At 71.3% G+C, this 23306-nt stretch carries 22 protein-coding genes and 1 pseudogene; 12 read left to right on the top strand and 11 right to left on the bottom strand.

Translation table 11 applies throughout. The features are described 5' to 3' along the window. Nucleotides 1–33: 33 nt before the first annotated feature. The 4 genes from ACZ4WH_RS06000 to ACZ4WH_RS05985 form a co-directional block, all read right to left on the bottom strand. A complete protein-coding gene (locus ACZ4WH_RS06000; RefSeq protein WP_468177041.1) occupies nucleotides 34–1521 on the bottom strand; it encodes a glutamate synthase subunit beta in 1488 nt (495 codons plus the stop codon). A gap of 191 nt (nucleotides 1522–1712) precedes the next feature. After that, nucleotides 1713–2192 (bottom strand): anthrone oxygenase family protein, encoded by a 480-nt coding sequence (locus ACZ4WH_RS05995; RefSeq protein WP_468177417.1) that lies wholly within the window; start codon nucleotides 2190–2192, stop codon nucleotides 1713–1715. Between the two features lie 305 nt (nucleotides 2193–2497). Next, nucleotides 2498–3196, bottom strand: coding sequence for a DUF2293 domain-containing protein (locus tag ACZ4WH_RS05990; protein ID WP_468177039.1), 699 nt, complete (start codon nucleotides 3194–3196; stop codon nucleotides 2498–2500). Nucleotides 3197–3340: 144 nt separating this feature from the next. Then, nucleotides 3341–4033, bottom strand: a complete 693-nt coding sequence (locus ACZ4WH_RS05985) for an NAD(P)-dependent oxidoreductase (RefSeq protein WP_468177037.1) — start codon at nucleotides 4031–4033, stop codon at nucleotides 3341–3343. A gap of 99 nt (nucleotides 4034–4132) precedes the next feature. On the opposite strand from ACZ4WH_RS05985, the gene ACZ4WH_RS05980 reads away from it, so the two are divergent. The 3 genes from ACZ4WH_RS05980 to ACZ4WH_RS05970 all read left to right on the top strand — a co-directional run bounded on the left by ACZ4WH_RS05980 (nucleotide 4133) and on the right by ACZ4WH_RS05970 (nucleotide 5693). After that, the gene (locus tag ACZ4WH_RS05980) at nucleotides 4133–4525 is read left to right on the top strand and encodes a winged helix-turn-helix transcriptional regulator (protein WP_468177036.1); all 393 of its coding nucleotides are present in this window, start codon (nucleotides 4133–4135) and stop codon (nucleotides 4523–4525) included. Between the two features lie 47 nt (nucleotides 4526–4572). After that, nucleotides 4573–5205 (top strand): nucleoside/nucleotide kinase family protein, encoded by a 633-nt coding sequence (locus ACZ4WH_RS05975; protein WP_468177034.1) that lies wholly within the window; start codon nucleotides 4573–4575, stop codon nucleotides 5203–5205. 74 nt (nucleotides 5206–5279) lie between these two features. After that, nucleotides 5280–5693 carry a PPOX class F420-dependent oxidoreductase gene (locus ACZ4WH_RS05970; RefSeq protein ID WP_468177032.1) on the top strand — a complete coding sequence of 138 codons (414 nt, stop codon included), beginning with the start codon at nucleotides 5280–5282 and terminating at the stop codon, nucleotides 5691–5693. A 60-nt stretch (nucleotides 5694–5753) separates the two neighbouring features. Here ACZ4WH_RS05970 and ACZ4WH_RS05965 read toward each other — a convergent pair whose 3' ends face one another. Further along, a complete protein-coding gene (locus ACZ4WH_RS05965; protein ID WP_468177030.1) occupies nucleotides 5754–6881 on the bottom strand; it encodes a magnesium and cobalt transport protein CorA in 1128 nt (375 codons plus the stop codon). A gap of 176 nt (nucleotides 6882–7057) precedes the next feature. Here ACZ4WH_RS05965 and ACZ4WH_RS05960 point away from each other — a divergent pair, with 176 nt between their 5' ends. Beyond that, a complete protein-coding gene (locus ACZ4WH_RS05960) occupies nucleotides 7058–7852 on the top strand; it encodes a methyltransferase (RefSeq protein WP_468177028.1) in 795 nt (264 codons plus the stop codon). A gap of 170 nt (nucleotides 7853–8022) precedes the next feature. Here ACZ4WH_RS05960 and ACZ4WH_RS05955 read toward each other — a convergent pair. Both ACZ4WH_RS05955 and ACZ4WH_RS05950 read right to left on the bottom strand, forming a co-directional pair. Next, nucleotides 8023–8957 (bottom strand): annotated as a pseudogene (locus ACZ4WH_RS05955) (carbohydrate kinase family protein). Continuing rightward, a complete protein-coding gene (locus ACZ4WH_RS05950; RefSeq protein WP_468177026.1) occupies nucleotides 8942–9850 on the bottom strand; it encodes a pseudouridine-5'-phosphate glycosidase in 909 nt (302 codons plus the stop codon). Before ACZ4WH_RS05950 ends, ACZ4WH_RS05955 begins: the two are co-directional and overlap by 16 nt. A gap of 99 nt (nucleotides 9851–9949) precedes the next feature. Between ACZ4WH_RS05950 and ACZ4WH_RS05945 the strand changes: the two genes are divergently transcribed. Further along, nucleotides 9950–10381 carry a VOC family protein gene (locus ACZ4WH_RS05945; protein WP_468177024.1) on the top strand — a complete coding sequence of 144 codons (432 nt, stop codon included), beginning with the start codon at nucleotides 9950–9952 and terminating at the stop codon, nucleotides 10379–10381. Nucleotides 10382–10397: 16 nt separating this feature from the next. On the opposite strand, the gene ACZ4WH_RS05940 is transcribed toward ACZ4WH_RS05945, so the two are convergent. After that, nucleotides 10398–10952, bottom strand: a complete 555-nt coding sequence (locus ACZ4WH_RS05940; protein ID WP_468177022.1) for a methylated-DNA--[protein]-cysteine S-methyltransferase — start codon at nucleotides 10950–10952, stop codon at nucleotides 10398–10400. 41 nt (nucleotides 10953–10993) lie between these two features. Further along, a complete protein-coding gene (locus ACZ4WH_RS05935; protein WP_468177020.1) occupies nucleotides 10994–11866 on the bottom strand; it encodes a glycerophosphodiester phosphodiesterase in 873 nt (290 codons plus the stop codon). 279 nt (nucleotides 11867–12145) lie between these two features. On the opposite strand from ACZ4WH_RS05935, the gene ACZ4WH_RS05930 reads away from it, so the two are divergent. From ACZ4WH_RS05930 to ACZ4WH_RS05905, 6 genes are all read left to right on the top strand, one after another. Beyond that, entirely contained in the window at nucleotides 12146–13024 is an 879-nt protein-coding gene (locus tag ACZ4WH_RS05930) for an MHYT domain-containing protein (RefSeq protein WP_468177018.1), read from the top strand. Nucleotides 13025–13064: 40 nt separating this feature from the next. Next, nucleotides 13065–15212: an excinuclease ABC subunit UvrB gene (gene uvrB, locus ACZ4WH_RS05925; RefSeq protein WP_468177016.1), complete on the top strand. Its 2148-nt coding sequence runs from the start codon at nucleotides 13065–13067 to the stop codon at nucleotides 15210–15212. A 172-nt stretch (nucleotides 15213–15384) separates the two neighbouring features. Then, a complete protein-coding gene (locus ACZ4WH_RS05920) occupies nucleotides 15385–15963 on the top strand; it encodes a TerD family protein (RefSeq protein WP_468177014.1) in 579 nt (192 codons plus the stop codon). A gap of 61 nt (nucleotides 15964–16024) precedes the next feature. Continuing rightward, the gene (locus ACZ4WH_RS05915; protein ID WP_468177012.1) at nucleotides 16025–18061 is read left to right on the top strand and encodes a TerD family protein; all 2037 of its coding nucleotides are present in this window, start codon (nucleotides 16025–16027) and stop codon (nucleotides 18059–18061) included. Nucleotides 18062–18283: 222 nt separating this feature from the next. Next, nucleotides 18284–19285 (top strand): TerC family protein, encoded by a 1002-nt coding sequence (locus ACZ4WH_RS05910; protein WP_468177010.1) that lies wholly within the window; start codon nucleotides 18284–18286, stop codon nucleotides 19283–19285. A gap of 134 nt (nucleotides 19286–19419) precedes the next feature. Next, entirely contained in the window at nucleotides 19420–20520 is a 1101-nt protein-coding gene (locus ACZ4WH_RS05905) for a calcium:cation antiporter (protein WP_468177008.1), read from the top strand. A 28-nt stretch (nucleotides 20521–20548) separates the two neighbouring features. Here ACZ4WH_RS05905 and ACZ4WH_RS05900 read toward each other — a convergent pair whose 3' ends face one another. Continuing rightward, nucleotides 20549–21820, bottom strand: a complete 1272-nt coding sequence (locus ACZ4WH_RS05900) for an MFS transporter (RefSeq protein WP_468177415.1) — start codon at nucleotides 21818–21820, stop codon at nucleotides 20549–20551. Between the two features lie 210 nt (nucleotides 21821–22030). Between ACZ4WH_RS05900 and aroQ the strand changes: the two genes are divergently transcribed. Beyond that, nucleotides 22031–22504 carry a type II 3-dehydroquinate dehydratase gene (gene aroQ / locus ACZ4WH_RS05895; protein ID WP_468177006.1) on the top strand — a complete coding sequence of 158 codons (474 nt, stop codon included), beginning with the start codon at nucleotides 22031–22033 and terminating at the stop codon, nucleotides 22502–22504. A 13-nt stretch (nucleotides 22505–22517) separates the two neighbouring features. Here the strand turns inward: aroQ and ACZ4WH_RS05890 are convergent, their stop codons facing one another. Next, nucleotides 22518–23246, bottom strand: coding sequence for an amino acid ABC transporter ATP-binding protein (locus ACZ4WH_RS05890; protein WP_468177413.1), 729 nt, complete (start codon nucleotides 23244–23246; stop codon nucleotides 22518–22520). Nucleotides 23247–23306 lie beyond the last annotated feature (60 nt).

Below are 23306 nucleotides of genomic sequence, written 5' to 3'. Positions count from 1 at the left end.
CGCACCGGTCCTGACTGCACCCCTGACCGCGTATCAGGCCACCATCGGCCGATCCGTGGGCCGGATCGGGGCCGGGAGCCGGGAACTGCCCGTCAGGTAGCGGTCGACGGCCGCCGCGACCGCCCGCCCCTCCGCTATCGCCCACACGATGAGCGACTGCCCGCGCGCCGCGTCCCCTGCCGCGAACACTCCTGGGGCGTTGGTCGCGAAGCCGTCGTCCCGGGCGATCGTGCCGCGCGGCTGAAGCGCCAGCCCCAGCTGCTCGATCATCCCGTCCTTCTGGTCGGGCCCGGAGAACCCGAGGGCGAGCAGCACCAGGTCGGCGGGGAGTGTCCGCTCGGTTCCCGGCACGGGAAGCCGCTGCTCGTCGACCTCCACCAGATGCAGTGACCGTACATTCCCCCTCTCGTCTCCCGTGAAGCGAAGCGTGGACGCCGCGAACAGCCGCGCGTCCGCGTCCGCCGCCGGTGCCGTGCGCAGGTCCCGCGCCTCCTCGTGCGCGGCCGACAGCCGATAGATCTTCGGGTACGTCGGCCACGGCTCGGTGTCCTCGTCGCGCTCGGCACCCGGCTGGGCGTAGATGTCCAGCTGGGTCACGGACGCGGGCCCCTCGCGCACCGCGGTGCCCAGACAGTCCGCCCCGGTGTCCCCACCGCCGACGATCACGACGTGCTTGCCGGCGGCCGACAGCGGCGAAACCTCCAGATCCCCCTCACACACCCGATTGGCCAGCGGCAGATACTCCATCGCCTGGTGTATCCCGTTCAACGCACGGCCCGGCACCGGAAGTTCCCGCCACGCCGTCGCACCCGTGGCGATCACCACCGCGTCGTACCGGGACCGCAGCTCGTCCGCCGGCACATCCCGACCGACCGCCGTCGACGTGCGGAACTTCGTCCCCTCGGCCCGCATCTGCTCGATCCGCCGCTCCAGGTGCCGCTTCTCCATCTTGAACTCGGGGATGCCGTACCGCATCAGCCCCCCGATCCGGTCGTCCTTCTCGTACACCGCGACCGTGTGTCCCGCCCGGGTCAGCTGCTGTGCCGCGGCCAGCCCCGTGGGTCCGGAACCGATGACGGCGACCGTCTTCCCGGACAGCCGCTCGGGCGGCCGGGGCGGGGTGAAGCCCTCCTCCCACGCCCGGTCGGCTATCGCGCACTCGACGTTCTTGATGGTGACCGCCGGCTGGTTGATCGCCAGCACGCACCCCGCCTCGCACGGCGCCGGACACAGCCGCCCGGTGAACTCCGGGAAGTTGTTCGTGGCGTGCAGCCGGTCGCTCGCGGACCGCCAGTCCTCCCGCGCGACCAGGTCGTTCCACTCGGGGATGAGATTGCCCAGCGGGCAGGCCTGGTGGCAGAACGGGACGCCACAGTCCATGCAGCGGTCGGCCTGCTTGCTGATGATGGGCAGCAGCGCGCCCGGGACGTACACCTCGTCCCAGTCCCGCACCCGCTGCTCGATGGGCCGCCGCGGCCACTCCTGGCGCGGCGTGGTCATGAACCCCTTGGGATCGGCCATGGCGTCTTCCTCGCGTACGGGCACCGGAGGCACCGGGTGTACGAAGGGCCGTGCGTCATCGGGCGGCACTCTTCCGGCCACGATACGTCTCCGCCGACGCCCGCGCAGAGTGGCGGACAGCGCTTTCTCCCGGGGCGGGCAGTGCTCGGCGGGCAGTGCTCTCCCCCGGGACCTCGTGCTGCCGGGGCGGCTCAGACGAGGGCCAATATGTAGACCAAGGCCGCCGCGGCGGAGGCGACGGTCCGGACGTGGTTCCAGAACGTCCACTCACGCACATACGCCGGCCAGTACACGGCGGCCTCCGGCGCCCCCGGGGTGAGCCGGGCCAGCCGGTCGTTGCGGGGCACGTTCGCCACGATCGTCAGCCCGAACGCCCCGACCAGGTACAGCGCGCTGCCCAGCAGCAGTTCCACCTTCCCCTCGTCCGGCCACACCACGAACGTCACCACCGCGATCAGCGCGCTCAACGCCGCCGTTCCGGCGAACACGGTCATGAAGGCCGGCCGCACCGCCGCGACGTTGATCGCGTTCATCGCCGCCACGCCCTGCGCGGGCGGCAGCGCCGCGAGCCCCCGCATCACGAAGGTCGAGAACCCGCAGAAGACACCGGCCACCATCCCGGTCCCGACAATGCCCACCACGACCAGCACGAAGAACGGCCCGTCGATCATCTCCACGCCCCCATTCCGTCCGACCCGGACCGTCGCCCGGCACCGACATCGCCCTCACTCGCCGCCGCAACGCATGGAGCTGCGGGCACGTCTCGGCTGGCCGCGCATCTCCCCGCGCCCCTCCGGGCGCACGCCGCGGCTGCGGGCAGCCGTGCCGCTGGGGTGGCACGGGTGGGCGCTGGGGGATACCCCCTCCGGGGGAAGCATCCCGCCAGCGCGGGGAAGCGTCCCCCATCCCCAGCCGAGGCCCTCGGTCGCGCACATCCTGTCCAGCCTCCCCCCCCGTATTCCTCATCCCGCACCCGTCAACCCACGTCCTCCTCCCCGACACCCTCCCACCCACGCAACACACTCTCCACGGCCCCCGCGATCCGGCGCCGCGCCTCATACCGCGGTACCCCGCTCATCAGCAGCTGGTCGTACGCCGTGTCCACATGCCGCACTCCCGCCACGACCGCCGAGATCAGCGCCCCCTCGGTCAGCGCCCGCCCGGCCGCGCTGCGCCCCACCCGCCCACTGCCCCGCACGGACGCGTGGGCCGCGATCGCCCGGGCCCGCTCGGCCGGACAACCGGGGAACAACCGAAGGATCTCGGCCGCGAACGCCGCCGCGAACCGTTCGTCCTCCGCCGCCCTGCGCCGCGCGTCCCGTGCCCGTCGCCGACGCCGGGCCTCCGCGTCCGCCAGGCAGCGGGCCTCGGCCCGGGCCAGCGCGGCCTCCTCCACGAGCACCCCCTGGCGTTCGTAGCGGCTCTTGCGCCGGTTGAACCGCACGACCACCACCGACAGCGTGCTCTCCTCCCGCGACCTGCGGGTCAGGGCCGTGTCACCGCGCGGCAGGAACACCAGGTGCCCGAGGTCGGCGCAGTCCAGGCAGCGGGGTGCCCCGTCCTCCAGGACCAGCAGCGACAGCGGACCGCGCCGGCAACCGGCACACCGCTTGCGCTTCAGCGGCTGGATGACGACAAGCCGACCGGGGGAGTGGGGAGTCGCGGGAAGCGCCATACGCGGTACTTTCCCCGCCACCGCCCAGGCCTCCCACGCCCGCCTACGCCGTTTCCCCGTCCGCCGGTTCCGCTCTCCGCACCCCCTCCTGTGCCACCTCACGTGCCGCCCCCGTACTTCCTCCTCGTCTTCCGTCCGCCGGAACTACCCCTTCTCCTCCCGCAAGTTGAACACCGACACCCGCGTACGGTGCCGCACCGGTTCCTCGATCTCGTCGACCACCGCCACCGCGAGATCCGCGTACGACAGCCACGGCTCACGACCGTCCCCGGGCAGTCGCTCCCCGCCGAAGCGGTACCGACCCGTCCGGGTGCCGCCGTGCTCCAGGTGCCCGGCGGGCGTCAGCATCACCCAGTCGACCGGCCCGTCCCCGCGTTCCCGCAGCCGGTGCAGGCCCGCGGTGTGCGCCAGCGCGAACGGCCGGATCTCCGGCGGGAACGCGACCGGGTCGTCCATCACCGGCCGCCCGTCCGCGCCGAGCAGGTTCGCCCCCAGGCCCACCGCGACGAGCCGGCCCACGCCGGCCGTGGCGAGCCCGTCCAGCAGCGCGTCCGCCGCCTTCACGAAGAACCCGGGGTCGAGCGTGTCGAAGCCCTGCTCCGGTCCGCTGAACGGCGAGACGGCGTGCACGGCCCCGGCATGCCCGGCAGCGGTCCCGGTGACCGACCCGGGATCGGTGACATCGCCCCGTACGACCGTGACACCCTCCGCTTCGAGATCCGGATACCGCGCCGGATCCCGCACCACGGCCGTCACCGCGTGCCCACGCGCCCGGGCCTCGGCCGTCACCGCCCGCCCCGCCCGGCCCCCGGCACCGAAGACCACGATCCCGCTCATCCCCTACCTCCAAGTCCCGTGCGGTTGCCCGCGATCAGACCAGGACGTTAGGGACCGGACCCCCGGTTACCGCAACGGAATCGGCGCTACCCTCGACGGATGACCGACGCGACGGCCCGCGACCGTTCCGCACCTCTCGATCCCGGCATGTTCCACCCCCTCTGCCCGTCCTCCGCCATGCCCTTCCGGGTCGGCGACAAGTGGTCCGGCATGGTGATCCGCTGCCTCCAGGACGGGCCACGCCGTTTCGGTGAGCTGCGGGTCCCGCTCAAGGCCGTCACACCCAAGGTCCTCAGCGAGACCCTGCGCGCGATGGAGCGCGACGGCCTGGTGGCCCGTACGGCGTATGACGAGAACCCGCCCCGCGTCGAGTACGCCCTCACCCCGCTCGGCCGCACTCTGATCCCGCTTCTCGACACGGCCCGCGCCTGGAGCGAAACCCACCTCCCCGCCCTGCTCGCGGCCCGTCGCGCGGCCGGACACCCCGCCTGACGCCGGCACCCGCGCCGCTCTTTTCCGCCACCCGGCATCATGGGCCTGTGCGACTCGAAGCGATCACCTGGGAGCGGCTGGCCGAGCGGCTCGCCGACCGGCTGGCCGGTGCGGAGCCGGCCGACGGCGGGGCCTGGCAGCGCGTCGGCTTCGACGGGGCTCCGGCCGCCCGTCCCGGAGACCTCGCCGCGCGTGTCGGCGAGGCGCTGCGGGTGCGCGGCCGGCCCTCGCTCGTGATCGGCACCGAAGGCTTCCTGCGCCCCGCCTCCCTCCGCCTGGAGCACGGGCGGCGGGACGTGGAGTCGTACTTCAACGGATGGTTCGACACGGGCGCCCTGTGGCGCGAGGTCGTCGGCCCGCTCGATCCCGGAGGCACCGGGCGGATCCTGCCCGACCTGTGGGATCCGGCCACGGACCGGGCCACCCGCAGCCCTTACGTCCAACTCCCGCCCGGCGGCATCCTGTTGCTCCACGGCCCCCTCCTGCTGCGCCACTGGTTCCCCTTCGATCTGACCGTGCACCTCCTCCTCTCCCCGGGTGCCCTGCGCCGCCGTACCCCCGAGGCCGACCACTGGACCCTCCCCGCCTTCGAACGCTACGAGGCCGAGACCGACCCGGCCGGGACGGCGGACGTCCTGGTGCGTGCCGACGACCCGCGCCACCCCGCCTGGAGCGGCTGATCCGGAACCGCCGCCCGGAGATCCGGCCGCCGAGCTGTCCAAACCTCCTTTTATATGCGTGTGCATGCAACTAGATGACGACCTCACCGGGCACCCCTGTCACCTTCGTCGACTCCCTCCGCGCTCTGCTGGACGGCAAGAACTTCGCCAGCGTCGCCACCCTCGGCCCCGACGGCGCCCCGCAGAACTCCGTGGTCTGGATCAAACGCGAGGGCGACAGCGTGCTCTTCTCGTCCGTCGACCGCCGTCAGAAGGTGCGCAACCTCCGCCGCGACCCGCGTATCAGCCTCTCCGTCTTCGACCTGGCGAACCCCTATCACTCGGCCGAGATCCGGGGCGTCGCCGAGATCCTGCCGGACGAGGGCAAGCGGCTCCCGCACGAGCTGTCGCACAAGTACCTCGGCATCGACCCGCCGGCCGAGAAGGACGACGAGACCCGCGTGATCGTCAGGATCGTCCCGCAGAAGGTCGTGTCCTTCGCGCCCTGACCGGTCGCACCGGCCGAGTCCGCGTGGCCGGCGGGAACCGGCGCCCCGCGGCCCCGCCGCTCAGAGCCAGCCGTTGCGCCGGAAGCCCCGGTACACCGCCAGACACGCCCCCGCCGTCACGGCCATGATCAACGGGTAGCCGAACCGCCAGTGCAGCTCCGGCATGTGCTCGAAGTTCATGCCGTACACCCCGCACACCATCGTCGGCACGGCGATCACTGCGGCCCAGGCCGTGATCTTCCGCATGTCCTCGTTCTGCGCCACCGTCACCTGCGCGAGATGGGCCTGAAGGATGGAGTTGAGCAGTTCGTCGAACGCGGCGATCTGTTCCTTGGCCCGGATCAAGTGGTCGAGCACATCCCGGAAGTAGGTCTGTATCTCCGGGGCGACGACCCGTATCGGCCGGGTCGCCAGGTCCTCCACCGGGCGGCCCAGCGGTACCACCGCCCGTTTCAGCTCCAGCAGTTCACGCTTCATCTGGTAGATGCGACCCGGGTCGAGACGCGCGCCGCTCTCCGAGAACACGTCCGTCTCCACCTGGTCGATGTCGGCCTGCACCGCGTCCGTGACGCTCAGATAGTCGTCGACCACATGGTCGGCGATAGCGTGCAGCACCGCCGCCGGCCCCTTGGCGAGTTGGTGCGGGTCCGCCTCCAACTCCTCGCGCAGCGGGCCCAGTGAGCCGTGCCGGCCGTGCCGCACCGTGATGACGAAGTCCTTGCCGACGAACACCATGATCTCGCCGGTGTCCACCACCTCACTGGTCGCCGTCAGCTGCTCGTGCTCCACATAACAGACGGTCTTGAACACCGCGAAGAGCATCTCCCCGTAGTGCTCCAGCTTCGGCCGCTGGTGGGCCTCGACCGCGTCCTCCACCGCCAGCGGATGCAGGTCGAACAGCTCGGCGATGCCCGTGAACTCCCGTTCCGTCGGCTCGTGCAGCCCGAGCCAGACGAAGCCCTCGCCGGTCTTGCGCACCAGCCGTACGGCATCCACCAGGTCGGCGCACCCGGGTACGCGCACGCCGTCCTGATACGTCACGCAGTTCACCACCGACGAGCCCAGCGGCGACCTGGCGGGATGGCTCAGGTCCACGCGCGGCCGGCGCCGGGCCAACCGCGCCACCTTGCGCAGGCCGCCGACCCTGCCCAGCCCCGTGACCTTCCGCAGATTCCCTGCCATGGACATCTGGATCTCCTCGTGTGGATCTCCTCGCGCGACGCTTTCGCGCCTTGCCCGGCAAGTCTGCCAGTCCCGGGCAAAGTGCGGGCAAGCCTGTGGGAACAGGGAGTTCCGCTTTGTTCCCACCTGTGGATGAAGGGACGGCGGAGCCGGACGGGCCGGCTGGCTGGGATGATCGGGGCATGGCGCGCTCCGACGGATACCTCCTGGACAACCGGCAGAAGGAGGCGGGCGAACGCTTCGACGCCTTCACCGCCCTCTTCGACCCCACGACCTTCCGGCACGTCGAAGGACTCGGCATCGGTCCCGGCTGGCGCTGCTGGGAAGTCGGGGCCGGCGGCCCCTCCGTCGTGTCCTGGCTCGCCGAGAAGGTGGGGCCGAGCGGTCAGGTCGTCGCCACCGACATCGACACCTCCCGGCTCACCGCCGCGGCCCGCCCGCCGGTGGAGGTCCGCCTCCACGACGTGGGCGCCGAGGAGCCGCCGGGGGAGGGCTTCGACCTGGTCCACGCCCGGCTCGTCCTCGTGCACGTACCCGACCGGGAACGGGCGTTGCGGACCATGATCAAGGCCCTGCGGCCCGGCGGACGACTGCTGATCGAGGATGCCGACCCCGCCCTCCAGCCCCTGACCTGCCCCGACGAGTACGGCCCCGAGCAGCGGCTCGCCAACCGGCTGCGCCAAGACTTCCGCAAGCTGCTCGCCGACCGCGGCGCCGACCTCTCCTACGGCCGTAAACTCCCGCGGCTGCTGCGCGAGGCCGGACTGCACGACGTGGAGGCCGACGCCTACTTCCCCGTGGCCTCGCCCGCGTGCACCGCCCTGGAGGCCGCGACGGTCCGTCAGATCCGTGACCGGCTCGTCGCCGCCGGCCTGGCCACCGACGCGGAGATCGACGAGCACCTGGCCAACGTGGAGACCGGCACGATGGATCTGACCACCGCACCGATGATCTCGGCGTGGGGGCGCAAGGGGTAGCCGAGTCGCCCCGGGACTCGCGGATGCCGGACCGTTTCAGCGGCCGGCCGCTCCACAGGCCTGCCTGAGCCACCGCGCGCAGGCCCCCGACACCCGGCAGAGGGCCTGGCTGAGCCACCGCCGACAGATCCAGGACGCAGGGCAGAGGCGACCCGTGTGCCCCCGTCCCCTCAACCCCCGTTCCCCGGACACGGTGGTCTGCCGCCCACCCGTCCCACCGCCTCCGCACCCGCCCGGCACCCCCGCGCCGCCGCCTCCTCCGGGGCCGCGCCCGCGAGCAGGGCGGCGAGAAACGCGCCGGTGAAGGCGTCACCCGCCCCCGTGGTGTCCCGGGGCTCCGCCGGTACGGCCGGCACCCGGGCCGACACGGTCCCGGAGCGGGCCACGAGCGCCCCGTCCACGCCCGCCTTGGCCACCACCAGCGGCACGAGCCGGCTCAGCTTCGCCGCCGCGTCCGCCGGATCCGACAGCCCGGTCAGCAGACATGCCTCGTCCCGGCTGGGCAGCAGCACGTCCAGCCCCTCCGCGAACGTCAGGAAGCGGTCCACCCCCAGCTCCGCCAGGAAGCCGGCCGAGGCCGGGTCCAGGCTGACCGGCACCCCATGCGCGCGTGCCGCCGCGAGCACCGTCCCGGCGAGCGCCCGGCTCGACTCCGTGAACAGCAGATAGCCCGACAGATGCAGCCGGGCCACCCCGTCGAGCAGCGCGTCCGACCAGTCGGCGGGGCCGAGCCGCAGGGACGCCCCACTGTCCGTCAGGAACGTCCGCTCGGCCGCCGCACCCGTGTCGACGAGACAGATCACGGTCCCGGTCGCCGCCTCCCCGTCCACCACGAGCCGGGGCCGCACCCCGGCCGCGACCAGTTCCCGCTCGTGCCACGCGGCGGCGTCCGCGCCCACCCGCCCCAGCAGCCGTACGTCCGCGCAGCCGCGTGGGCGGCCCAGCAGGCCACGTTGGCGCCCGCGCCGCCCGGCAGCGTCCGGATCACGGCGGCGGTGTCGGTGCCGGCCGCGAGCGGCCCCCGGTGCCGGGCGACCACATCCGTGACCACGTCCCCGACGACCAGCAGCCCGCCGCTGCGGCTCTCGGTCACCCCCTGGTCCACGCCGCGGCGATCCGCGCCGACAGCCGTACATTGCCGCGCACCGCGGCCAGGTTGGCGCTCAGTGAGGCTCCGTCGGTGTGCCGGACCAGGTAGTCCAGCAGGAACGGGGTCACCGCCTGCCCGGTGACACCCTGCTCCGCGCAGGCGCGCAGCGCGTCGGCGAGCACACGCGCGTGCAGCTCGGGATCGAGCTGTTCCGCCTCCGGGACGGGGTGGGCGACGATCAGCGCCGACTCCGGCGCGTCCAGCGCGTCCTGGGCGCGCATGACGGCGGCGACCTGCTCCGGAGTGTCCAGCCTCCAGCCGACCGGATGCCCCGAGTCCGACAGATAGAAGCCGGGGAACCGGTCCGTGCCGTACCCGGCGACGGCCACGCCCAGTGTCTCCAGCCGCTGCAACGTCGCCGGCACGTCCAGGATCGACTTCACGCCCGCGCACACCACCGTGATCCGGGTGCGCGCCAGCAGACCCAGGTCGGCCGACTCGTCCTGGGTCACGGTCCATTCCCGGTGCACCCCGCCCAGCCCACCGGTGGCGAACACCCGCACCCCCGCGAGGGACGCCAGCTGCGCCGTCGCCGACACGGTGGTCGCCCCGCTCGCCCCCGCCGCCACGGCGAGCGGCAGGTCACGATGGCCCAGCTTGCGGATGCCGTCCTCGTTCGCCACCCGCTCCAGCTGGTCCTTGTCCAGGCCGACCCGGGGTCGCCCGTCGAGCACGGCGATGGTCGCCGGCACGGCACCGTCCCGCCGCACCGCTTCCTCCAGCTCCATCGCCACCTGTAGGTTGCGCGGGCGGGGCAGACCGTGCGCGATGATCGTGGACTCCAGAGCCACCACCGGCCGCCGCGCGTCGATCGCCTCCCGGACCTCTTCCGACACCACCAGCACCACGTGCCCGCCTCCTGTCCGTCGGTCCTTCCTAGTCTCTGGCGGGCGCCGGCCACGGATAAACGCTTGTGGCCCGTCGGGGAGACCACCAGCCTGGTGCACATGAGGAACAACACCACGCGTCTGGACCACGTCGTCCTGTGGGTGGCCGACCCCGTCGCCGCGGCCGCCTTCTACGAGACGGCCGTCGGCCTGGAGCCGGTCAGGATCGCCGAGTTCGCGGAGGGGGAAGTGGCCTTTCCCTCCGTACGCGTCAACGAGGACACCATCCTCGACCTCGCCCCGCACAGCTTCGTCGAACACATGAGGATGCTGCCCGGCTCCGCCGACAGCGCCGGCCATCCCGTCAATCACGTCTGCCTGTCGCTGACGGCCGAGGCCTTCGACGCCCTGCGCGCCCGCCTGGAGGAACACGGCGTCTCTGTGTCGGGCATCGACCGCGGCTTGTCCGGCGCCCGCGGCAACGCCACGCGCAGCTTCTACTTCCGCGACCCCGACGGCAACATCTTCGAGGCCCGGCACTACGACGACTAGCCGCGCCCGGGGCCGGTCAGAACAGCGGCTCCGGCAGCACACCCTCCAGGGCGAGCAGCTTCCGCTTGGTCTCCAGCCCGCCTCCGAAACCGCCGATGCCGCCGCCGCTCTCCACCACCCGGTGGCACGGCACGACCACCGGCAGCGGATTGGCGCCCATCGCCGCGCCGACCGCCTGGGCCCCGCCGGGCTGCCCGACCCGGCCGGCGAGATCGCCGTAGCCCACCACGGTGCCGTACGGCACACCGGACGCCAGCTCGCGCAGTACCTGCCGGTTGAAACCGGAGATCAGCGACCAGTCCAGCGGCAGGTCGAAGCTGTGCCGCTCGCCCGCGAAGTACGCCCGCAGCTGGCGTATCGCCTCCGCCAGCAACGGCGAGTCCGGATCCTCCACGGGCTCGCCGCCCAGCCGTGCGGCCAGCCGCTCCAGCGTCCGGTCGCGCACCGCGTCCGAGGCGTGGAAGACGACGTTGACCAGGCCGTCGCGGGTCGCCGCCAGCATCAACGGGCCGATGTCCGTGCCGACGACGGCCCAGACGACCCGCTGCTCATCCTGCCCATGGCTGTCCATGCGCCCACGGTACGACCCGCCACTGACAACGCCCGCCCGGCTCAGTCCGAACCCAGAGCCGCCCGCACCACGTCGGGGTTGTTGGTGATGATCCCGTCGACCCCGTAGCCGGCGACCGTGCGGGCGGTGGCCGCGTCGTCCACCGTCCAGGCGAAGACCCGCAGCGGCCTGCCGTGTGGTCCGTCGAAGGCGTGCACGGAGGCGACGTACGCCTGGGAGAGGGACCCGTCCGAGGGATTGATCAGATCCGTGAAGCGCGCGAACCGGTGCAGCTGCGCAATGGTGGGCGCACCGAGGTAGCCGGTGACGACCGCGGGTTTCAGCTCGTGCACGGTCCGCACGCTGTCGGCGCTGAAGCTCTGCACGATCAGGCGCCCCAGGTGCCTGCCGTCCAGCCAGCCCTCGTTGCCGAGGAGCTTCAGCGTCTGCTGCTCGATGCCCGGGTACAGCTCCGGGCTCTTGATCTCCAGGAGCAGGTTCTCATGGTTGCCTTCGATCCGGCGCATGTACTCCTTCAGCGTCGGCACGCGCGTGCCCGCGTAGGCGGGGGAGAACCAGCTGCCCGCGTCCAGCCGGGCGATCTCGGCGGCGGTGAAGTCCCGCACCTTCCAGGGAGCCCGGCCGGGGAAGACCTCCTCGACGTTCGTGGTGCGCTGAAGGCTGTCGTCGTGCAGGACGACCAGCTCGCCGTCCTTGGTGCGCTGGACGTCGTTCTCGACCCAGGAGAAGCCCAGCTCGGCGGCCTTGTCGACGGCGGCCAGCGTGTTCTCGGGTGCGTAGGCGGAGGCACCCCGGTGGGCGATCACCGTGGGCACGCCGTGCTCGCCCGCCCGGGCGGGCGACGTGGGGCTCAGCAGGGCGGCCACCGTCCCCAGGGCCGCGGCGACTGTGACGGCGACTACGCGCGCGTGCATGCGTACTCCTCGCGTCGAGCGGATACCGACAGCACCAGACTGACAGCAGTGGGTCAACGACACCCGGGCGCACGATGACCACACATTGAATGCAGATGTCCAAGTCCGCTCACCGGTGCCGCACAAGTGCGGCAAGGCCGTGTTTCTTTGCCGGAAAATCGTTCGACCATTCCAGTGGGGGTCATACTCTCTGCGACAACCCTGACCGCCCGCGCGGTCCTGGGACGAGGGCATGTACAGGTATTCCGGGACACAAGAAGGCGGGAAGGGCAGCCGCGGATGCAAGGCACGGTCGACGGATTCAGCTACGGGGCCGTCACCCCGTTGGTGGCCTATCTGATGGCGTGCCTCGGCGGCGCTCTCGGCCTGCGCTGCACCACACGCTCTCTGCTGGTCACGCACGCACGGCGGCCCGCCTGGCTGGCCCTCGGCGCGGCGGCGATCGGCTCCGGCATCTGGACCATGCACTTCGTCGCCATGATGGGCTTCAGCATCAAGGAGACGCCGCTCCACTACGACAAGCCGATCACCTACGCGAGCCTGGGTCTCGCCATCGTCATGGTCGGCATCGGGATCTTCATCGTCGGCTACCGGGGCGCCACCGGCACCGCCCTCTTCACCGGCGGCACGATCACCGGTCTGGGCGTCGCCTCGATGCACTACCTCGGCATGGCGGGCGTCCGCTTCCACGGGCGGTTCACCTACAACACGTTCACCGTCGCCGCCTCCGTCGTCATAGCGGTCGTGGCCGCCACCGCCGCCCTGTGGGCCGCCGGACAGGTGCGGGGCTTCCTGTGGAGCGTCGGCGCGAGCCTCGTCATGGGGCTCGCGGTCAGCGGCATGCACTACACCGGCATGGCCGCCCTCAGCGTCCACCTCGACGGCGCCTCCCACACCGCCGGAGGCGCGCCCGTCGCGTCCGTGCTCGCGCCGATGCTGATCGGCCCGCTCGCCTTCCTGCTCCTCGCGGGCGTCGTCGTGATCTTCGACCCGCTGATGGTCATGGGCCGGCCCGACTGGAGGCCCGTCGAGCACAAGCCGGGCGTCCCGGCCGCCGCAGTCGCCTCCCACGCCGACCGCCGCCCCGCACTCCACGACGGTCACCGCCCGGCCCGCCGGACCGAGCACCACGCCTCCCGCACTCCCCAGAACCGCTGATCGGAGCCCGTTGTCGGTGCGGGGTCGTACGGTTGATGTCATGCGGCCCGTTTCCCACATCGAACGCACGGTGGCGCCCTTCGAGGTCGTCAGCCCCTACCAGCCCAGCGGTGACCAGCCGGCGGCCATCGCCGAGCTGGCCAAGCGCATCGAGGCCGGCGAGAAGGACGTCGTCCTCCTGGGCGCGACCGGCACCGGCAAGTCCGCCACCACCGCGTGGATGATCGAGAAGCTCCAGCGCCCCACCCTCGTGATGGCGCCGAACAAGACGCTGGCCGCCCAGCTGGCCAACGAGTTCCGCGAGCTGTTGCCGAACAACGCGGTCGAGTACTTCGTCTCGTACTACGACTACTACCAGCCCGAGGCCTACGTCCCGCAGTCGGACACCTACATCGAGAAGGACTCCTCGATCAACGAGGAGGTCGAGCGCCTGCGCCACTCGGCCACCAACTCGCTGCTCACCCGCCGCGACGTCATCGTGGTCGCCTCGGTGTCCTGCATCTACGGCCTCGGTACTCCGCAGGAGTACGTGGACCGCATGGTCACCCTCAGGGTCGGCGACGAGATCGACCGTGACCAGCTGCTGCGCCGCTTCGTCGACATCCAGTACACGCGCAACGACATGGCCTTCAGCCGCGGCACCTTCCGGGTCCGCGGCGACACCATCGAGATCTTCCCGGTCTACGAGGAGCTGGCCGTCCGCATCGAGATGTTCGGCGACGAGATCGAGGCGCTGTCCACGCTGCACCCGGTCACCGGTGAGATCATCAGCGACGACCAGCAGCTCTACGTCTTCCCCGCCTCCCACTACGTCGCCGGCCCCGAGCGCATGGAGCGGGCCGTCAACGACATCGAGAAGGAGCTGGGGGAGCGCCTGGCCGACCTGGAGAACCAGGGCAAGCTCCTGGAGGCCCAGCGCCTGCGGATGCGCACCACGTACGACATCGAGATGCTGCGTCAGATCGGCACCTGTTCCGGCGTGGAGAACTACTCGATGCACTTCGACGGCCGCTCGCCGGGCTCCCCGCCCAACACGCTGCTGGACTACTTCCCGGACGACTTCCTGCTCGTCATCGACGAGTCGCACGTCACCGTCCCGCAGATCGGCGCGATGTACGAGGGCGACGCCTCCCGCAAGCGCACCCTCGTGGACCACGGTTTCCGCCTGCCCTCCGCCCTGGACAACCGCCCGCTGAAGTGGGAGGAGTTCCAGGAGCGCATTGGGCAGACCGTCTACCTGTCGGCCACCCCGGGTACCTACGAGCTGTCCCGCTCGGACGGCTTCGTGGAGCAGATCATCCGCCCGACCGGCCTGGTCGATCCGGAGGTCGTGGTCAAGCCCACCGAGGGCCAGATCGACGACCTGGTGCACGAGATCCGCAAGCGCACCGAGAAGGACGAGCGGGTCCTCGTCACCACGCTGACCAAGAAGATGGCCGAGGACCTCACCGACTACTTCCTGGAACTCGGCATCCAGGTGCGCTATCTGCACAGCGACGTCGACACCCTGCGCCGAGTCGAGCTGCTGCGCGAACTGCGCTCCGGTGAGTACGACGTCCTGGTCGGCATCAACCTGCTCCGTGAGGGCCTCGACCTGCCCGAGGTCTCCCTGGTGGCGATCCTGGACGCCGACAAGGAGGGCTTCCTCCGCTCGGGCACCTCGCTGATCCAGACCATCGGCCGCGCGGCGCGCAATGTCTCCGGCCAGGTCCACATGTACGCCGACAAGATCACCCCGGCGATGGAGAAGGCCATCGAGGAGACCAACCGCCGGCGGGAGAAGCAGATCGCCTACAACAAGGCGAACGGCATCGACCCGCAGCCCCTGCGCAAGAAGATCAACGACATCGTCGCGCAGATCGCCCGCGAGGAGATCGACACCGAACAGCTCCTCGGCTCCGGGTACCGCAAGACGAAGGACGGCAAGGGCGCGAAGGCCCCCGTTCCGTCGCTCGGCGACAAGGCGGCCAAGGGCGCGAAGGCCGGAAAGGCCGCCAAGACGGCCAAGGGCAAGGCGGTGCCCACGGACCGTCCGGCGGCCGAGCTGGCGGAGCAGATCGAGGAGATGACCGAGCGTATGCGTGCCGCCGCCGCGGAGTTGCAGTTCGAGATCGCGGCCCGGCTGCGCGACGAGGTCTCCGAGATGAAGAAGGAGCTGCGCCAGATGCGGGAGGCCGGCCTCGCCTGAGGCTCCGCCCCGTACCGCCCTCGGCTCGAAGCGCCAAGTGTTGCAACCCCGACACAAAGCGCGAGCCGGGGGTCGGCACTGTCCGTGGCCCTGCGTAGGGTTCTGAACAACCGCGCGGTGCGCAGCAACGGCTCGGCGCGGCAACAGGGGACCGTCGAGAGGGGATTCAGCCGTGTCCGTCAACTTGTCCAAGGGTCAGGCCATCAGCCTGGAGAAGAAGGACGGGGCCACCCTGACGGCGGTCCGTATGGGGCTCGGCTGGCAGGCGGCGAAGCGGCGCGGCCTGTTCGGCTCCCGCACCCGCGAGATCGACCTGGACGCCTCGGCGGTCCTCTTCGCCGGCGGGGAGCCCAAGGACGTCGTCTTCTTCCGCCACCTGGTCAGCGACGACGGTTCCGTGCGCCACACCGGTGACAACCTCGTGGGCGGCGCCGGCCAGGGCGGGGACGACGAGGCGATCCTGGTGGACCTCCAGCGCGTCCCGGTCCACATCGACCAGATCGTCTTCACGGTCAACTCCTTCACCGGCCAGACCTTCGAGGAGGTGCAGAACGCCTTCTGCCGGCTCGTGGACGAGACCAATGGCCAGGAACTCGCTCGCTACACCCTGGCCGGCGGCGGCGAGTACACCGCCCAGATCATGGCCAAGGTGCACCGGTCAGCCTCCGGCTGGACGATGACCGCGATCGGCGCCCCGGCCAGGGGCCGCACCTTCCAGGATTTGATGCCGGCGATCCTGCCGCACCTCTAGGACCGGGCCGCCCGCTCACTGGCGCGGCACGCACGACCGAACGACACGGGGGGCGACGGCGATGGGGGCCGAGCTGGTGCGGGGGCAGAACCACCCGCTGTCTCAGGTCCGGCTGGAGATCGGGATCTCGGCCGGAGTGCCGGTCCTGGCCGGAGCCACACTCGGCGACGAGCACGGCACGGTGCACGGCCGCCAGTGGGTGGCCCATGCCGGTGCCCCCGCCCTGCCGGGTATCGAGGCGCCCCGGCACGCCGCCGCCGAGCATCGCCTGGCCGTCGACCTGGCCGCCCTGCCCGAGGCCGTGCACCGCGTCGCCGTGTTCCTCGCCCTGCCCGCCGGCACCACGGGCCCGGCCCACTTCGGTGCTGTCCCCGCCCCGCACACCACGGTGAGCGGCCTCGACGGCACCGAACTCGCCTGTTACACCCTCACCGGCCTGGACACCGAGACGGCCGTGACCGCCCTGGAGCTGTACCGCCGGCAGGGCGCCTGGAAAGTGCGCGCGATGGGCCAGGGCTACGCGGGCGGTCTCCCCGCCCTCCTCGCCGACCAGGGGCTGCGCGACGCGGACGACCTCGCTACGGCCATGCGGGAGGCGGCGGCCCAGAGCCTGCCCGGTGCGACACCCGTACCGCCGACCGTTCTCGGCCCGCAGATCACCTCCGCTTCCGCGCCGCAGGCCTCGCCCACCCACCAAGCGGTGTCGGCTTCTCAGCCCACGACAGCTTCTCAGCCAGCGTCGGCTTCTCAGCCCGCCACCGCTTCTCAGACGTCCGCTGCCGGGTCGGCGGAACCGCCACGCCCGTACGACCCGCAGAGCCCTGACGACGACGGCGGTCCCGGCCCCCATCCGCCCGGCGGTTCCGATCCCCACCGCCTGGGCAGCCCGGTCGACTACACGCACCCACGCCGCACCCACAGCGTTCCGTCCCCGCCCCCGGCACCTTCTGTCGCCGACGGGCAGCCCGCTCGCCCCGTTGCCGGAGACGCCGTGGGCTGGTCGATGGAGGAACGGCTGTACAACCAGGTCTGGGGCATGTTCGAGGATCTGGCCCGCACCACGGCCGCCTACCGCAGCGCCGTCGAGTTCGCCGACTCCCGCCTGGAGAAGGAACTGGACCAGGCCCTCGCCGACCCCCGCGCGCGGCTCGGCACCGCGGGCGATGCCGCTCGCGAGGCGGCCCACGCCCGCCGGACCCAGCTGGCCGACCAGGCGCGGGCAGCCTTCGATCGCGACCTCGCGCAGCTCATCGCCGAGGCCGAGGTGGTCGAGCCCGCGCTTCCCCCTGCCTGCGCCGACTGGGACAGCCCCGTCTGGCACGCCTACCGCGTTCCAGCCGAGCCACCGCTGGCTCTGCGGCTCGGTGATCTCCACCTCCCCGAGAGCGCGCCCTTGCGCATCCCCCTGCTGGTCAGGCTGCCGCTGGAACGGGGGCTGTGGGTCGACAGCGGTCCGTCGGCGGCCGACGACGCTCACATGACGGACTGCGCTGAGCTGCGGCATCTGGCCATGTCCGTGGCGGTCGCCCTCGCGGCGCGCCTGCTCGCCGTACATCCGGCTGGCGAGTTCGCGGTGCAGGTCATCGACCCGGCCGGTGCCGGGACCGACGCGCTGCTGCCGCTGACGCGGGCCGGGGTCCTCGCGGCGCCGCCCGCGATCGGGGCGGCGGGGGTCGCTCAGACGCTGGACAGGCTCACCCGGCGGGTCGACCTGGTGCAGATGGCGGTGCGCGGCGGCGCGGCCGAGTCGCTGCCGGCCGATGTGGACATCGCACAGCAGCTCCTGATCGTCAACGACTTCCCGCACGGGTTCGACGACCGGTCGGTGACCCGGCTCCGCTATCTCGCCGACGAGGGTCCGGCCGTCGGCGTCCACCTCCTGCTGGTCGCCGACCGCGACGAGGCCGCCGCCTACGGCCCCTTGCTCGATCCACTGTGGCGTTCGCTCCTGCGACTGACCCCACTGCCCGACGACCACCTCGCCGATCCGTGGATCGGTCACGCCTGGACGTACGAACCCTCACTGCCCCCGGCTGCCGGCCGGATCGTGCAGGATGTGCTCGCCGAGGTGGCCAGAGCCCGTACCAAGCGATGGTAAAGGTCATCTGACCAGCCAACTTGGCACTTCTTTTACCTACTGCTTTACCTTTCCTTGGTGATTGGGGTACAGTCTTCCGTACGGAGGGGAGTACTCCTTGACTGCGGCGCACCCGTCAGTACGGACCGGTCAGGTCCCGGGGCGTCGGCCCATCGCGGGTGGAAGAGACCTCCGGCAGCGACAACGCTGATGTGTTTGCCGTCACGTAATGCCGGAGGTGCAGTGGAAGTCTCCATGACCCTATGGGTCCTCACTATCGCGGGTCTCGCCGCCCTGATCGCGGCCGACTTCTTCATCGGTCGCAAGCCGCATGAGGTGTCGATCAAGGAAGCGGGCATCTGGACCGTCGTCTGGATCACCCTCGCCGGCCTCTTCGGCCTCGGCCTCCTCGTCTTCGGCGGCGGACAGCCGGCCGGTGAGTTCTTCGCGGGCTTCATCACCGAGAAGTCGCTGAGTGTCGACAATCTCTTCGTCTTCGTCCTGATCATGGCGAAGTTCGCGGTGCCCGCGCAGTACCAGCAGCGCGTCCTGCTCGTCGGCGTCCTCATAGCCCTGGTCCTGCGGGCCGTCTTCATCGCCGCCGGGGCCGCGATCATCGCCAGCTTCTCCTGGGTGTTCTACCTCTTCGGCGCCTTCCTGATCTGGACCGCCTGGAAGCTCATCCAGGAGGCCCGTAAGGACGAGGCCGACGAGGAGTACGAGGAGAACAAGCTGCTGAAGGCCGCGGAGCGCAAGTTCGGCGTGGCCGACCGGTACCACGGCACCAAGCTGTGGATCCAGCAGAACGGCAAGCGCGTCATGACCCCGATGCTGGTCGTGATGCTCGCCATCGGCACCACGGACGTGCTGTTCGCCCTGGACTCCATCCCCGCGATCTTCGGGCTGACCCAGGACCCGTACATCGTCTTCACCGCCAACGCGTTCGCCCTGATGGGTCTGCGCCAGCTCTACTTCCTCATCGGCGGACTGCTCAGGAAGCTGGTCCACCTCTCGTACGGGCTGTCGATCATCCTCGGCTTCATCGGCGTCAAGCTGGTCCTGCACGCCCTGCACGAGACCGGTGTCCACGTGCCCGAGATCAGCATCCCGGTCTCGCTCGGCGTGATCTGCGTGGTCCTCGCCGTCACCACGGTCACCAGCCTGCTGGCCTCCAGGAAGCAGGCGGCCGCCGAGGAAGCGCACGCGGACGGTGAGGGCGCTCGGAAGAGCAGCGTCGACGTCTGACCGTGGCGGGGCGAAGCCCGCGTCACGACGCGGAGGCCCGGTCCCACCGGCACCGGGCCTCCGCACCGGAAAGGATGAGAGGTGTCGGAAAAGAACGGAATGCGAACCCTGTGCGGCTCTGCGACCATCGCCGCATGATCACTCGGCTCCGGTCGCTCACCCGCCAATGGACGATCCTCGTGCCGGTGCTCGCGGTCGTCCTGCTGATCTTCACCTGGGGCCGGGACCTGCCCGGGGCGGTCGTCGGCCTGGTGACCCTCGTTCTGGCCGGTGCCGTCCTGGCGGCGGTCCACCACGCCGAGGTGATCGCCCACCGAGTCGGGGAGCCCTTCGGTTCGCTGGTCCTCGCCATCGCCGTCACGATCATCGAGGTGGCCCTGATCGTCACCCTCATGGTTGACGGCGGCGACAAGAGTTCCACCCTGGCCCGGGACACCGTCTTCGCCGCCGTCATGATCACCTGCAACGGCGTCGTCGGGATCTGCCTGCTCGTCGCCTCCCTGCGGCACGGCACGGCCGTCTTCAACCCGGAGGGCACCGGCGCGGCGCTGGCGACCGTGGCGACACTGGCGACGCTCAGCCTGGTGCTGCCGACCTTCACCACCAGCAAGCCCGGACCCGAGTTCTCCACCGTCCAGCTGACCTTCGCCGCGCTGTCCTCACTGATCCTGTACGGGCTGTTCGTGGCCACCCAGACAGTGCGCCACCGCGACTACTTCCTGCCCATCACCCGGCAGGGCGAGGTCATCACCGTCGAGGACCACGCCCGACCCCCGTCCGCGCGCACCGCCTGGACCAGCCTCGGCCTGCTCGGGCTGGCGCTGGTCGGCGTGGTCGGCCTGGCCAAGAGCGTGTCGCCCACGATCGAGTCGGGCGTGGCGGCGGCGGGCCTGCATCAGGCGGTCGTCGGTGTGATCATCGCCCTGCTCGTCCTGCTGCCCGAGACCATCGCCGCGCTGCGCTCCGCCCGCCGTGACCGCGTGCAGACCAGCCTCAACCTCGCCCTCGGCTCCGCGATGGCCAGCATCGGCCTGACCATCCCGGCCGTGGCGCTCGCGTCCGTGTGGCTGTCCGGGCCGCTCGTCCTCGGCCTCGGCTCGACCCACATGCTGCTGCTCGCGCTGACCGTGGTGGTCAGTTCCCTGACCGTGGTGCCGGGCCGGGCCACCCCACTCCAGGGCGGTGTCCACCTGGTGCTGTTCGCGGCCTACCTGGAACTGGCGATCAACCCGTAGCGGGCGGGGCCGTCTGCGGCGCGTCCGGTCAGCCCGTGACCGGCTCCACCGCCGGCACGGGCACCGGCCGCGTCTCCGGCAGCAACGCGAAACAGACCAGGCTGATCAGCGCGATACCTGTCAGGTACGCCCCCACGCCCCACGGGATCCGCCCGCCCTGCTCCGCGAGCGTCGTGGCCACGATCGGGGTGAGGGCGCCACCGAAGACACCGCCGAGGTTGTAGCCCACGGCGGCGCCCGTGCAGCGCACCCGGGGTTCGTACAGTTCCGGCAGGTACGCGGCGATCACGGCGAACATGGTGATGAAGGCGATCAGCGCGCCCAGGATCGCGAGGAACATCAGCAGCGGCTCGCCGGTCGCGAGGAGCGCGACCATCGGGAGCATCCACAGGACGCAGGCCGCGCACCCCGTCAGACACATCGGCCGGCGCCCGTACCGGTCGCCGAACAGCGCCATGACGGGCGTGAGCGCGCCTTTGACCAGCACCGCGCCCATGACGCACATCAACATGACCGTACGGCTCACGCCGAGCCGTTCCGTCGCGTACGCCAGCGACCAGGTAGTCACCGCGTAGAACACCGCGTAGCCGACCGCCAGTGCCCCGGCCGTCAGCAGCACCAGCCGCCCGTGGTGCCGTACGACCTCCACGAGCGGCACGCGCGCGTGGTCGTCGATCTCCAGGAATCGGGGACTCTCCCTGAGGGACGAACGCAGCCACAGACCGGCCAGCGCGAGGGCGCCGGCCGCCCAGAACGGCACGCGCCAGCCCCACCGGGCGAACTCCGCGTCGGACAACCCTGCCGACAGCGCGAGCATCACCCCGTTGGCCAGGACGAAGCCGAGCGCCGGTCCGATCTGGGGGAAGCTCGACCACAGGGCGCGCCGTCCGGCGGGAGCGTGCTCGGCGGTCAGGAGCACCGCCCCGCCCCACTCACCGCCGAGCCCCAACCCCTGGAGAAAACGCAGCACGAGCAGCAGCACGGGCGCGGCCACGCCGATGGTCCCGTACGACGGCACACAGCCGACCGCGACCGTGGATGCGCCGGTGAGCAGCAGCGAGACGAAGAGCACCGGACGCCGTCCGCGCCGGTCCCCGAGATGCCCGAAGATCACCGAACCCAGCGGCCGGGCCACGAACCCCACCCCGAACGTCCCGAACGCCGCCAGCGTCCCGGCGACCGGTGAGAACGTCGGGAAGAACAGCGGCCCCAGAACCAGAGCCGCCGCGGTCCCGTAGACGAAGAAGTCGTAGAACTCGATCGCTGTCCCGGCGAGCGAGGCCGCGGCGAGCCGCGGCATGGACGGGGCGCTTACGGCGCGTACATCGTGCATGCCGCGTCAACTACCCACCGTGATCAAGGGTTACGGGGGCGCGCGGAGGTGACCACGGGACCTGGGTGCACGCCGTGGCGACCGGCGCGCAGGGCCCGCTGTCCGTGCCGGCCGGCGTGATAGACCGGGTGCGAGCAGCGGTCGTAGACGCACCGCCCCGAACGGACCGGAGGAACCGTGCCCCGCACCCTGGCCAACGCCCCGATCATGATCCTCAACGGGCCCAACCTGAACCTGCTCGGTCAGCGCCAGCCCGAGATCTACGGCAAGGAGACGCTGGCCGACGTGGAGGCCCTGTGCGTCAAGGCGGCGGCCGCGCACGGCGGCACGGTCGACTTCCGGCAGTCCAACCACGAGGGGGAACTGGTCGACTGGATCCACGAGGCGCGGCTGAACCACTGCGGGATCGTCATCAACCCCGGCGCCTACTCGCACACCTCGGTCGCCATTCTTGACGCGCTCAACGCCTGCGACGGCATGCCCGTGCTGGAGGTGCACATCTCCAACATCCACCGGCGCGAATCGTTCCGGCACCACTCCTACGTCTCGCTGCGCGCCGACGGCGTGATCGCCGGATGCGGGGTGCAGGGCTATGTGTTCGGCGTGGAGCGGGTCGCGGCGCTGGTCGGGGCGGCGCTGGCGGAGGCGTGACCCGTGCGCGGGACTACAGCCGGCCCGCCTCCACGATCCGCCGCAGGAAGCGCCGTGTGCGCTCCTGCTGCGGGTCGCCGAAGACCTGATCGGCGGTGCCGCGCTCCAGTACGACCCCGCCGTCCAGGAAGCACACCTGGTCGGCCACGTCCCGTGCGAAGCCCATCTCGTGCGTGGCGAGCACCATGGTCATGCCCTCGTCCTTCAGGCCACGCACCACCTCCAGGACCTCGCCCACCAGCTCGGGGTCGAGGGCGGCCGTGATCTCGTCCAGCAGCAACAGCCGGGGCCGCACCGCGAGGGCCCGTACGATCGCCACACGCTGCTGCTGACCGCCGCTGAGCCGGTCCGGGTAGGCGTCGGCCTTCCCGCCCAGTCCAAGGCGCTCCAGCAGTTCCCTGGCCCGTTCCTCGGCCTCCGCGCGAGAGGCGCCGTGCACCCGGCGTGGCGCCAGCGTGATGTTGTCGAGAACGGTCATGTGCGGGAAGAGGTTGTACGCCTGGAAGACGACGCCGATCCGGCGCCGTACCGCGTCCTGGTCCACGCGCGGGTCGGTGATCTCCTCGCCGTCCAGCCAGATGGCGCCGTCGTCGATCTCCTCCAGGAGGTTGGCGCAGCGCAGCAGCGTGGACTTGCCCGAGCCGGACGCGCCGATCAGCGCGGTCACCGTGTGCGGGGCGACCTCAAGACCGACGTCCCGCAGGACGACCGAGCCGCCGAAGGTCTTGCGGACGGACTCCATCCGCAACACCGGCGCGTCGCTCACACGCGTGCTGTCGGGCGTGCTCACAGGGCTCCTCCC

The sequence above is a fragment of the Streptomyces sp. NPDC029138 genome, assembly GCF_055564375.1.
This window is presented reverse-complemented; position numbering and strand designations above follow the sequence as displayed.